The organism is Clostridium sp. CS1-1 (assembly GCF_056135525.1).
Map to the genome: position 1 here is coordinate 4290180 of NZ_CM148680.1, position 13230 is coordinate 4303409.

13 protein-coding genes are annotated in these 13230 nt (G+C 32.5%); all 13 read right to left on the reverse strand.

Annotated features, from left to right (window positions below):
- Positions 1–67: 67 nt before the first annotated feature.
- Positions 68–517: a D-aminoacyl-tRNA deacylase gene (gene dtd, locus AC0N0V_RS20335; protein WP_474460638.1), complete on the reverse strand. Its 450-nt coding sequence runs from the start codon at positions 515–517 to the stop codon at positions 68–70.
- A gap of 97 nt (positions 518–614) precedes the next feature.
- On the reverse strand, positions 615–2798 hold the full coding sequence (locus AC0N0V_RS20340; RefSeq protein WP_474460639.1) for a RelA/SpoT family protein: 2184 nt from the start codon (positions 2796–2798) through the stop codon (positions 615–617).
- A 101-nt stretch (positions 2799–2899) separates the two neighbouring features.
- Positions 2900–3418: an adenine phosphoribosyltransferase gene (locus AC0N0V_RS20345; protein WP_474460641.1), complete on the reverse strand. Its 519-nt coding sequence runs from the start codon at positions 3416–3418 to the stop codon at positions 2900–2902.
- Positions 3419–3528: 110 nt separating this feature from the next.
- A complete protein-coding gene (locus AC0N0V_RS20350) occupies positions 3529–4401 on the reverse strand; it encodes a DHH family phosphoesterase (RefSeq protein ID WP_474460643.1) in 873 nt (290 codons plus the stop codon).
- 162 nt (positions 4402–4563) lie between these two features.
- Positions 4564–5433, reverse strand: coding sequence for a protein translocase subunit SecF (gene secF / locus AC0N0V_RS20355; protein WP_474460644.1), 870 nt, complete (start codon positions 5431–5433; stop codon positions 4564–4566).
- A gap of 1 nt (position 5434) precedes the next feature.
- Positions 5435–6703 carry a protein translocase subunit SecD gene (gene secD / locus AC0N0V_RS20360; RefSeq protein WP_474460645.1) on the reverse strand — a complete coding sequence of 423 codons (1269 nt, stop codon included), beginning with the start codon at positions 6701–6703 and terminating at the stop codon, positions 5435–5437.
- A gap of 138 nt (positions 6704–6841) precedes the next feature.
- Positions 6842–8209 carry a thioether cross-link-forming SCIFF peptide maturase gene (gene scfB, locus AC0N0V_RS20365; RefSeq protein ID WP_474460646.1) on the reverse strand — a complete coding sequence of 456 codons (1368 nt, stop codon included), beginning with the start codon at positions 8207–8209 and terminating at the stop codon, positions 6842–6844.
- A 250-nt stretch (positions 8210–8459) separates the two neighbouring features.
- Positions 8460–8597 (reverse strand): six-cysteine ranthipeptide SCIFF, encoded by a 138-nt coding sequence (scfA, locus tag AC0N0V_RS20370; RefSeq protein ID WP_261671890.1) that lies wholly within the window; start codon positions 8595–8597, stop codon positions 8460–8462.
- 106 nt (positions 8598–8703) lie between these two features.
- A complete protein-coding gene (locus AC0N0V_RS20375; protein ID WP_474464594.1) occupies positions 8704–9072 on the reverse strand; it encodes a TIGR04086 family membrane protein in 369 nt (122 codons plus the stop codon).
- A gap of 110 nt (positions 9073–9182) precedes the next feature.
- On the reverse strand, positions 9183–9500 hold the full coding sequence (gene yajC / locus AC0N0V_RS20380; protein ID WP_474460647.1) for a preprotein translocase subunit YajC: 318 nt from the start codon (positions 9498–9500) through the stop codon (positions 9183–9185).
- A gap of 212 nt (positions 9501–9712) precedes the next feature.
- Positions 9713–10843 (reverse strand): tRNA guanosine(34) transglycosylase Tgt, encoded by a 1131-nt coding sequence (gene tgt, locus AC0N0V_RS20385; protein ID WP_474460648.1) that lies wholly within the window; start codon positions 10841–10843, stop codon positions 9713–9715.
- 272 nt (positions 10844–11115) lie between these two features.
- Complete coding sequence (gene queA, locus AC0N0V_RS20390) at positions 11116–12141, reverse strand: tRNA preQ1(34) S-adenosylmethionine ribosyltransferase-isomerase QueA (protein ID WP_474460649.1); 1026 nt, start codon at positions 12139–12141, stop codon at positions 11116–11118.
- Between the two features lie 44 nt (positions 12142–12185).
- Positions 12186–13217, reverse strand: coding sequence for a Holliday junction branch migration DNA helicase RuvB (gene ruvB / locus AC0N0V_RS20395; protein WP_474460650.1), 1032 nt, complete (start codon positions 13215–13217; stop codon positions 12186–12188).
- Positions 13218–13230: the final 13 nt, after the last annotated feature.

Consider the following 13230-nt stretch of genomic DNA (forward strand, 5'->3'; position numbering starts at 1 on the left):
TAATCCTTATAACTAATTATCTTTAAACTTAAAATAATAGTTATTAATCCCATAGCACTCAACTTTCTTAGAAGTTCTTCTTACTATCTATCATAATAGTAACAGGTCCATCATTTTCTATAGTTACCATCATATCGGCTCCAAACTTTCCTGTTTCTACCTTAGGAACTATATCTCTACATTGACTTACAAACTCTTCATACATCTTCTCTGCCTCATCGCCACCTAACGCCTCAATAAAACTTGGTCTTCTCCCTCTCCTACAATCTCCGTATAAAGTAAACTGGGAAACTACTAGAAGATCTCCCTGTACATCCAGAAGTGACTTGTTTAGCTTTCCATTTTCATCTTCAAATATTCTTAGGTTAAGTATCTTATCCTTTATGTAAGCTAAGTCTTCTAAAGAATCTTCTTTTGAAATACCAAGTAGAACATTTAAGCCTTTATTAATCTCTCCAATAACTTCTCCATCTACTTCTACTTTTGAATATTTAACCCTTTGTACCACAGCACGCATTAAAAACACCCCTTGAAATTTTATTAATAAATAGAAAGAAACTCCTCTTGTTGTTATCTGAGGAGTATGTTATCTATATTAATTGTTATATAAAAAATTAATTTTTTGTCCTATAAACGTCGATTACTCCCCTAATCTTTCTTATTTTCTTTATTACATCTTTTAAATCTTCAATGTCTGATATCTTAAGTTGAATATTTATAAATGCAATACCACTTTTAGCTGGTTTTGCATTTACTGCATATAATGAAGTTTTACTACTACTTATTATTTCCATAGCATCCGCTAATAATCCTTCTCTATCATCTGCTCTAATTTGAATTTCTGTAATGTATTCAGCGCCTTTTGGCTTTCCCCAACTTACTTCTATAAGTTTATTGTCTTCATTTTGCAGTAAAAATCCTACATTCTTGCAGTCTTCTCTATGAATAGAAACCCCTCTTCCCTTTGTTATATATCCTATTATTTCATCACCAGGAACGGGATTGCAGCACTTTGCAAATCTTACAAGTACATTGGTTTCACCTTTAACAATTATGCCTGGCGACTTCCCCTTTATCTTATTAGACTTGTTATTATTATTGTTCTTAGTTAACTGCTCCTGAATAACTCTCCAATCATTTGTCTCATTCTTTATCGTTTTGGAGTACATATCCTTTATTTTAATTACCATAGTTGATGGGACTACAGCACCTACTCCTACCGCTGCATATATATCATCAACTGAATTCATATTATATTTCTTTAATACATTATCTAGCAATTCACCTTTTGCAATTTCTCCAAAGTTGTATCCCTGTTTTTTAGCCTCTTTTTCAAGAAGATCTTTTCCTTTGACAATATTCTCTTCCCTTTTAGCCTTTTTAAACCAAGCTCTTATTTTACTCTTTGCCTGATTACTTTTAACTACATTAAGCCAATCAATACTTGGGCCCTTTGGTGTACTAGATGCAAGCACTTCAACTATTTCACCAGTTTTCAAATTATAATCCAACGGAACCATCTTGCCATTTACCTTAGCTCCTATACACCTATTTCCTATATCCGTATGTATTTTATACGCAAAATCTATAGGGGTAGCTTCACTTGGCAAATTGATTACATTACCTTTTGGAGTGAAAACAAATACCTCGTCAGAAAATAAATCAATCTTAAAGCCTTCCATAAATTCTTCTGCATCAGAAGTCTCTCCCTGCCACTCCAAAATTTCCCTAAGCCATGAGAGTTTCTTATCTATGTCATCAGCATTGTCAACGCCTTCTTTATATTTCCAATGCGCAGCTATACCATATTCAGCAGTCTTATGCATTTCAAAAGTTCTTATTTGTATCTCAAAGGGCTTTCCTTGTGGCCCTATTACAGTAGAGTGAAGTGATTGATACATATTAGGCTTCGGCATTGCAATATAATCTTTAAATCTACCTGGTATAGGTTTGAATATAGTATGCACTATTCCCAGTGCTGCGTAACAATCCTTAACAGTTTCTACAAGTATTCTAATTGCAGTCAAATCAAATATCTGCTCTATAGTCCTGTTTTTCTTAACCATCTTTCTATATATACTATAAAAATGTTTAGGTCTTCCTTCTATATCAGAAATAATACTTGACTTGTTAAGGTTGTTTTCAAGTTGTTTCACTATTTCTTCTATGTAATTTTCTCTTTCAACTCTTTTTTCTGCTATCTTTCTAACTATAAAATAATACTCATTTGGATTCATATATCTAAAAGCCAAATCTTCAAGTTCCCATTTGATTTTAGACATACCTAATCTATGTGCAAGAGGAGCAAATATATCAAAAGTTTCCTTGGCTTTTTCCTTTTGTTTTTCGACAGACATATACTTTAAAGTTCTCATATTATGTAGTCTATCAGCTAACTTTATAAGGATTACTCTAATATCCTTTGCCATAGCAAGTAACATCTTTCTTACATTATCTGCTTGCTGCTCTTCTTTTGTTTTATACTTAATCTTGCCTAGCTTAGTCACACCCTCAACTAAATTAGCAACTTCTGTGCTAAATTCCGTACTTAATTCTTCATAAGTATACTGGGTATCTTCTATTACGTCATGAAGTAGTCCTGCTGTTATTGTACCAGTATCCATACCCATATCTGCCAAGATATAAGCTACTTCTACGGGGTGTACTATATAAGGCTCACCTGATTCTCTTCTCTGATCCTTATGTGCTTCATAGGCAAGATTATATGCTTTTTTTACCATATCCTTATCTACATTACTACAATTATTGTCGATTTTTTCCATTAATTTTTCCAGCATACTACTACTCCCCTAAAATCAATGGCTGGTTAACAAAACCAGCCATTACCTTTTATTACTATTATATTATATACTGTAGAAACTTGCAATTTAATTTAAGACTAAATGTCATATTGCGTTAAAGACATTATATCGTAACCTTCTAGTTTTTGTCTACCATTTAATTCTTTTAATTCTATTACGAAATCTAGAGTTACAACTACTCCTCCAACCTGCTCCACAAGTTTAGCAACAGTGCTTATAGTACCTCCAGTTGCTAGTAAGTCATCTACTATGGCAACTCTTTGACCTGGTTTTATGGCATCTTTATGTATTTCTAACTCATCACTACCATATTCTAAATCATAATTTATACTTATAGTTTCATATGGCAATTTTCCTTTTTTTCTTACTGGAACAAATCCTGCTCCTAAAGCATAGGCTACTGGTACTCCGAATAAGAAACCTCTAGCTTCTGGACCTACTACTATATCTATGTTTTTATCCTTTAAGTTATCTACTATTCTGTCTATTGTATATTTAAATGAATCCTTATCCTGTAAAAGAGTTGTTACATCTTTAAAACTTATTCCTTCCTTTGGAAATCCATCTATTATTCTTATTTTATCCTTTAAATTCATTTGTATTCCCCCTAAACTTATCATCGGTAGAATTTAAGAAATACTCAAATTTCATACCCACTAATTATATATTAATTATCGACAGATATTCAAGCTTTTATAACACATTTTTAAAGCACATACAATTCGGTTCCTCTTATCTCATTTTTTAGATATTTTGCTATTTGTTCTGCTCTGTCCATATTTGTAGTAGTAAAAAGTTCTACTGCTATCCTAGCGTTATCGACGCACCTTCGATTCTTTACTGAAGGTATTATATTATATGCAAGTCTATATATACCTTCTTTATTGATATTAATAATCTTATGAATCTTTATCAATGCCTTAAATCCATAATTATTTGTATAATTTAAATGATGAATACCGTCATTTACTATAAGTTTATTTTCTCCAGTTGTATTAAAGCTTTTCGACAAAGTTCCAAGCATAGCTAAATCTAAGTATTTACTTATGCTTTTCACTTGATAATACATAGATATAGCTTGGGCTAGCTTAAAAGCAATTCCCACTGCAGTTAGATCCTTAAATGGATAACTACACTCTTTTTGATTCGGATTAACAATAACAGTATCTGGTAATTCACCTTTACACTTGTGATAATCAGTTATAATGACATCTATTCCTAGTTCTTTACATAATTCTACCTGTGAAACTGAGTTAACGCCGCATCCAACAGTTATCATCAGTTTAGCCCCTAAAAACTTAATATGATTTTTTGCCACTTCAGAGTTTATTCCAAAACCTTCATCTATATCATCTGAAACAAAATACTCTACATCAGCATTCAAATATTTTAAAACAAGCAGCAATAGAGATACAGCAGTAATCCCATCTAAGTCATAATAACCGTAAATCACAATTTTTTCTCTTTCATTTACTGCTTTTATTATTCTCGTTAATGCCTCTTTCATCCCTTTTAGTAGGAATGGGTCTTGCATACCTGTAGATCTCGAATAATGCATTTTACTGTTCTGTCTCTCCATAATAAAAATCCTCCAAATTTATCGAAAGCATATATATTATAAGCGATATTGTCGTTTTTTACAAACACTTTGTTGTGGAATTATTTGCAATAAAAAAGAATCTAGAGTTTCATATCCTCTAGATTCTTTAAAATATCATATTATGCTGACATTTTAACCATTTTATTGTCTTGCAGGTTGCAATTTTTTCTTACCTAGACGCTTTTTAAATATTACCCAGAATGGAGTCGCTATAAATATTGATGAATAGCAACCTGAAATTATACCTACTAAAAGCGGTTCTGAAAAATTTCTTATAGAAGGCACGTATGCATATACAGATGCCAATGTAATTACAACTGTTAAAACTGTATTTATTGATCTTGCTATAGTTTGAGTTATACTTGCATTTGCAAGTTCTACTGAGCTTGCTCTTCTCATGTACTTTTGATTTTCTCTAATTCTATCAAAAACAACAATAGTATCATTTATAGAATAACCTATAACTGTAAGCACAGCTGCTATAAAACTTGAATCTACAGGAATTCTAAATATAGAATATACTGCAAGCATCACAAGTACATCATGCACTAATGATAAGATTGCTGCTAAAGCAAAACTTAACTCAAATCTTATAACTATATAAATAAGCATAGCTATAGTAGCTAAAATTACAGCTTGAATTGCCTTAGTTCTAGTTTCTTGACCTATAGCCGCACCTATATTCTCTTGATTTGACAAACTACTTTCTGGATATTTAGCTTTAACATCCTTAACAATATTACTTATTTGGTCATTAGCTAAGTTGGCACTTTTTATTTCAATAAAAGTATTGTTAACCTTATTTGATTGAAAATCCTTATCATACTTTTTCACTATAGTATCAATATCGTCCTTGTTGAAATCTTTTCCTATATTTAATTGAACTACCGTACCACCTTTAAAATCCAATCCATACTCTAGGCCCCTAGTTGCCATTGAACCAATACCTATAAGAATTATTATTGAAGATATTATAAACCATATTTTTGTTTTTTCTATGATTTTATACATCTTACTTTACCCCCCTTCTGAAATCATGAACTCCGAAGGTTCCTATAGACCATTTATGTTTAAACCATCCCATACCTGCTGCAAGTTTTATGAGCCATCTTGTTACAGTTATAGCAGTAAACATACTTAAGGCAACACCCACAATAAGTGTAAGTGCAAATCCCTTTACAGAACCAGAACCTAAACCGTAAAGAACCACACCTGCAATAATTGTAGTTATATTAGCATCTAAAACTGATGACATAGCTCTGCTGAACCCTGCATCTATTGCAGATTTCACTGATTTACCACTCTTCAACTCTTCCTTCATTCTCTCAAATATCAATATGCTAGCATCCACTGCCATACCTACTGTTAGAAGGAATCCCGCAATACCCGCTAACGTTAGAGTTACACTCATTGCTGAAAACGCTAAAAGTACTATATATATGTATAGCACTAATGCTATACATGCTAATATCCCTGGAACTCTATAGTAAATAATCATAAATATCATTACTATTGCGATACCAACCTCACCTGCAAGAATGCTCAATGGAAGAGCATTAGCACCTAGTGATGCTCCTATTGTCTTAACCTCTACAGGCTTAACAGTAACAGGCAATGCCCCTGAATTTATGATGTTAGCTTGCTTTTTAGCTTCATCAAGACTTTTACTTCCTGTAATAACTGCCTTACCAGTAGTTATATGTGCTTGAACAGTTGGACTCGTGAGTACCTCTTCATCCATAGTAATTGATATAGGTTGACCCATAAATTTTTGTGTAGCATCTGCAAATTTCTTAGTTCCTTCATCATTTAACTCAAGACTTATAGTAGGTTTATTGTCTTGAGCCTCAACATATGCAGTAGCTTTTTTTACGTCCTTACCTGTAAGAATAACCTGTTTATCAGGGCCTACAAATTTAAGTTCACCAGTCTTAGCTATACCTTGAATTACTTCTTGTGCATCATATTTTCCTGGTATTTCTATTCTGATTCTTTTTTGACCTTCTCTTGCTACAACAGTTTCACTTACACCAAGCTTGTTAGTTCTCATAGATAAAAGTTCTATAGTCTTATTCATAGTTTCCTGATCCACTTTATCCGCTTGAATCTCTTCTAAAACTGAAACTCCACCTTGAAGATCAAGTCCTCTGTTTATAACTTGACTAAATGGTTTAAGTCTATAGCCTCCAGCATTGATTCCATAAACACCAGAATAAGCTAGAAATCCTATAATAAGTACACATAGAATAAACAGTACGGTACTCTTCCCTCTATTTTTCATTTTTCTCCTCCTTTGTATATAATAAGTTCCTTATATTTACAAACATATACAATAGCCATTATATTACTTATAAAAAATCTCGTCAACAAAAAAAGTTAGTCATTATATATAAGATTTAATCACTTTGTCAATCTTATGTTATTCTTCCATTGCCTTTGCTTTTAATGCTATAGCACATTCTATTCTTTTCTTCTGCATCTTACAGCCTAATTGGTACGGTATGTTCATATCTCCATTGAAATTAAAATTGTTTGCCTGGCATCCACCACTGCAATAAAACCTTGCCCAACACTTTTTACATTCTGGTTTGTTATATATATGAGCTGTCTTAAATTTATTAGCTATTTCTTTATCTAATTCCTTACTTTCATATATACTTCCAATTTTAAAATCTTCATTTCCTACAAATTGATGACATGGATATACATCTCCATCAGGAGTTATAGCCACGTATTCATGACCAGCCCCACATCCTGAGATTCTCTTATAAACACAAGGTCCCCCCTGTAAATCTATATTGAAATGATAGAACTTAAATTCATTACCTTCTTTGTGACGTTTAATCATTTCTTCATAAAGCTTATCATACTGCTCAAATATTTTTGGAAGATCTTCTTCTCTTAATGAGAGAGGATGTTCATCTGGTAAAACTACAGGTTCCACAGATATTTCATCAAATCCCTCTTCTGCTAGAAACTTAACATCTTCAAAAAAGTCTGTATTTTCTCTAGTGAAAGTTCCTCTTGCGTAGTATTGCTTTGATTTATCTCTTCTTTCAACCATCTTTTTTATCTTAGAAAGTATAACATCATGACAACCGCTTCCATCAGCCCTTACTCTAACTTTGTCATTTACTTCCTTTCTTCCATCTATGCTCAATACTATATTACCCATATTTTCATCCAAATAATCCATGATTTCATCATTAAGTAATGTAGCATTAGTTGTCATTGTAAATCTTATATTCTTGTTATGTATTTTTTCCCTTTCTTTTGCATATTCTACGATTTCTTTTATATTATTAAAGGCCATTAGTGGCTCTCCACCAAACAAATCTATCTCAATATTTTTTCTAGGACCTGACTTTTCTATAACAAAATCTATAGATTTTTTTCCTACTTCAGGAGACATCATTTTTCTACAGCCTTTATATTCCCCTTCATCCGCAAAGCAATACTTACATCTTAAGTTGCAATCATGAACAATATTTAAGCATAATGCCTTTATAAAAGATTCTGAGTTATCACCAGCTAAAGCTATCCCTTCATACAAATCCTTAGAATACAATATTTCCTCTTTAGTTAACTCTTCAATTTCACTATAGGCCTCTTTAATTTCATCCTCAGTATACTTGTCCTTTAACTCAGCTAGTAGCTCGTCCAGTTCTTTTAGTCCCTCATCTTCCAATAAGTCATATACTAACTCATCAACTACATGTACCGCCCCTGAATTTATATCAATTATATAATAATCTTCGCCTTGTTTAAATTTATGTATATCTGCCACCTCTGTGTCCTCCTTTTTATTATTATTTACCAATTAAATAGACTAAAAACTTAATTTGGTTAGTTATCTATGTTATTAATCCTAAAAGCATATTTAAGTACTTTTATGAGCCTTAGACTCATTAAAAGTACTTAACAATGCGGAAGAACTTATAACATAACTAGCAGTTCAGGTTAAGTTTTAAGCTATATCCATGAGAATGTCTATTTAAAGTTAAAGCAGTAACATGATGTTACTGCTTAAATGTATATTAATTCTCGCAAGCTAAGTTAGCAACTGTACAAGAAGTTTTGCATGCTGACTGACATGAGTTAGCACATTCCTTGCAGCCTGGCTTCTTTAAGCTATCCTTTAAGTTAGTTCTGTTTATTGTTCTGATATGTTTCATATAAAATTCCTCCATTATTAAAGTTTTCCGTTTGATTATAACATAAACCATCCATAAAATAAAGTTTTAATAATGGACAAATTCCTTAATCAGCTTTTGTAAAATTCTACAAGTTAATACCAATTATTCCCGAAAGTGCTCCTACTATCAATGCAAGTAATAATCTCATAATCCTATCTGTGCCGATGACAGATGAATTTCCTGATATTATTGAAACTACATATAATATTAATAAGTATAATAGGGTAACTATAACCCCTATGAGCCACCCTCTTCTTTTTATCTTTCTAACCGCATATATTGATCCATACATTATACTTAAAAGAGTAGTAACAAGATAAAATATGGAACTCACACTCTCGTCAATATCAACAAAAGTCATAACAACAGCAAAAATTAAAAGTAAAACTACTGTTATTATAAACCCCCTAAGTACCCCTTCCGCTGCAGGAAGATAGCTATTATTTTTTTCCATCATAAAACACCTCCTATCTAATAGTATCTATGTAGATAGAAGGCGTTTTATGATTAAAATTTATTCTACGATTAACTACCACTAATTCCTAAACTAATCCAAGTTTCATTTTAAGCTTCTTTTTTACTTTCAACTTTTTTGTCACTGCTCTCATGTGCTTCTACTTCATTTAACAAGTTTAAAACTCCAGTTTTATCAACCTTTATTCTAACTCTATCCGGACCTGTTTGTACTATAATAAATCTGTCCTGAATGTTTACTATCTTTCCTATTATACCACCCTTAGTCATAATTTCATCATTAACCTTAAGGTTATCTAGCATAGATTTATACTTCTTCTTTCTTTTATTTTCTGGTATAAAGATTATTAAGTAAAAGAATATCACCATAAATAATATTGGCGATAATTGTATTAGAAACTTAGTCATTAACTTCACCTCCTTTGTTTTAATTTTGCTCAATCGTTATTAAGTTAACAGTCAACAGTTAATGTTGATTTTTCTCCTTAAGCAGAAAATCTTTAAACTTACTATATATAAATTTAACTATTCAATGTTTAGCATAAGCCGAAACAATGTCTCCTTAACTGTCAACTGTCAATTGTCCACTAGTTTATTAATAGTAGCCTCTTGCCTTCACGCTATGCTCTGCCGCCCCATTGCTCCAACTTTTCTCTCTTATATTCCTTAAAGTAATCGCCATCAATTGCATCTCTAATTTCTTTCATCATATTATTATAGAAATATAAATTATGGAGAACACAAAGCCTCATTGCAAGCAGTTCTTTAGCTTTGAACAAATGTCTTATGTAGGCTCTTGAGTAGTTCTTACAAGCAGGGCATTGACAGCCCTCATCTATAGGATTAGCATCTAATTCAAATTTTGCATTCATTAAGTTTATTTTACCATATTTAGTAAAGACATGTCCATGCCTTCCATTTCTTGCTGGAAGTACACAATCAAAAAAATCTACGCCTCTATCTACAGCTTCCAGTATATTACTTGGAATACCAACTCCCATAAGGTAAATTGGTTTATCTTGTGGAAGATATGGAGCTACCGCATCTATTGTTCTATACATTTCTTCATGAGTTTCTCCAACAGCTAAACCTCCTATAGCATAGCCATCAAGATCCAGTTTACTTATTGTTTTAGCATGCTCAATTCTAATGTCCTCATAAACTCCCCCTTGATTTATTCCAAACAACATTTGTTTTTTATTTATTGTGTCAGGTAATGAATTTAGTCTATCTAATTCTTCCTTACATCTATAAAGCCATCTAGTTGTTCTTTCTACAGATGCAATAACATATTCCCTAGGTGAAGGATTCGGTATGCACTCATCAAAAGCCATAGCTATTGTAGACGCTAGGTTACTCTGAATTCTCATACTTTCTTCAGGTCCCATAAATATCTTTCTTCCATCTATATGAGAACTAAAGTATACCCCTTCTTCCTTAATTTTTCTCATCTGTGAAAGTGAAAATACTTGAAACCCACCTGAATCAGTTAAAATAGGTTTATCCCAATTCATAAACTTGTGTAATCCGCCCATTTTTCTTACTACTTCATCTCCTGGTCTTAGATGAAGGTGATATGTATTTGAAAGCTCAACTTGGCATCCTATCTCCTTTAAGTCCATGCTAGAAACAGCTCCCTTTATAGCTGCTAAAGTTCCTACATTCATAAAAACTGGAGTCTGAATTACACCATGAGGCGTAGTAAACTCACCTCTTCTAGCATTTCCGTTTCTCTTAAGTAATTTATACATTTAAACATTTCTCCTTTATCATCATGTTTATATTAATTATATAATGTGTAAATCGTATATTCTAGGTGATTGTTTACTAATAGCTGAAAGTACATTTAATTATTTTTTATGGCTGTTAGCGAAGTATATGTTTAAAAACTTAGAACTTCTCTTTGTCTGAGCGATAGCGAGTTAAGAGAAGTTCTTAGTTTTTAAACATGTGCAAGCTTTACAGCCATTAAAAATAATTGACAGTACAGAAGCTATTAGTAAATAATCACCAGGGATTTATGTTACTTTATAAACATAGCGTCTCCAAAACTAAAAAATCTATATTTTTCTTTAACTGCTAATTCATAAGCCTTCATCACACTTTCTTTTCCAGCAAGAGCGCTTACAAGCATTATCAATGTAGACTGTGGAAGGTGAAAGTTGGTTATTAATCTATCCACAATTTTATACCTATATCCCGGATAAATAAAAATATCCGTCCAACCTGATTGCTCCCTTACAGTTCCATTTTCATCACCTATAGTTTCTAATGTTCTACATGAAGTTGTTCCAACAGCAATTATTTTTTTCCCATTTTGTTTAGTTTTATTTATTATATCAGCAGTTTCCTTTGTCATACAATAATACTCTGAGTGCATGTTATGTTCTAGTATATTTTCAACCTTTACTGGTCTAAAGGTACCAAGCCCAACATGTAAAGTTAGAAAGGCTATATTTACCCCTTTATCCTTAATTTTTTTCAAGAGCTCTTCTGTAAAGTGAAGTCCTGCTGTCGGTGCTGCTGCTGACCCCTGCTCCCTAGAATAAACAGTTTGATACATCTCCTTATCCTCTAGTTTTTCAGTAATATATGGAGGTAATGGCATCTGCCCTAATCTATCCAATACTTCTTCAAATATGCCTTCATAATTAAACTTAACTATTCGACTTCCTTCTTCACCCATACCTATAACTTCAGCCTTAAGTTCACCATCACCAAAAGAAAATCTTGTTCCTATTTGAGCTCTTTTACCCGGCTTAACTAATGTTTCCCACGTATCTTTATCTGTTCTCTTTAAAAGAAGAAACTCCATCTTTCCACCAGTATCTTCTTTTGATCCTATAAGTCTTGCAGGTAAAACTCTTGTATCATTTAAAACAAGACAGTCTCCGGATTCTAAGAAGTCTATTGTATCCTTAAATACTTTATGTTCAATTTCACCTGTTTCTTTATCTAGTAGCATTAATCTTGCCTCATCTCTTTTCTCTAAAGGATATTGTGCAATTAATTCCTCTGGCAAGTAAAAATCAAAATCTGTAACCTTCAAAATATTCCACGCTCCGTTTCTTTCCTCTTCTGTTACTATATATCTTATTTCTCAAATATTGAGGATTGTTCTCCTATGTGTCTATCCGATTTTCTAACTCTATTAAGATGAACATAAGCACTATCTGATGCAACTCTTCCCCTTGGTGTTCTAATAATAAATCCCTTCTGCAGCAAATAAGGCTCGTAAACATCCTGAATAGTATCCAACTCTTCTCCAACAAAGTATGCTAGAGTTTCAAGTCCAACTGGGCCTCCATTAAAGTTATCTATAATAGCTGTTAATATTTTATTATCTATGCTATCAAAACCTTCTTTATCAACATCCAAAAGTTCTAATGCTACCTTCGTTGTTTGTATATCAATATTACCCGTTCCTCTAACCTCTGCATAATCCCTAACTCTTTTTAAAAGCCTATTGGCTATTCTGGGAGTTCCTCTAGATCTTCTACCTATCTCAAAGGCTGCATCTTTTTCTATTTTTACATTTAGTATTTTAGCAGATCTAATTATAATTTCCTTAAGTTCATCATCTTCGTAAAATTCCATTGGACAAAGAACTCCAAATCTATCTCTTAAGGGAGATGTTAAAAGCCCTACTCTAGTAGTTGCACCTATAAGAGTAAATTTAGGTAAATCAAGCCTTATTGATTTAGCTGAAGCTCCTTTTCCAATTACAATGTCTAGTGCATAATCCTCCATAGCCGGATATAATATTTCTTCGACACTTCTATTTAATCGGTGGGTCTCATCTATAAACAAAACATCGTAATCATTAAGACTTGTTAAAATTGCGGCCAAATCCCCTGCTCTTTCTATTGCTGGCCCTGATGTTACTTTTAAAGTCCCCCCCATTTCTAAAGCTATTATATTAGCTAAAGTTGTTTTACCAAGACCTGGTGGGCCATACAAAAGTACATGGTCCAATGCTTCTCTTCTTTTTTTAGCCGCTTCAATAAAAATTTTCAGCTTATCTTTTACCTTTTTTTGACCAATATATTCATTTATTTTCTTAGGTCTCAAACTATACTCGTTATCTTCGTCAATATTTAAAGGTGTAACTATTCTATTCTCCATAACTATTGCCACC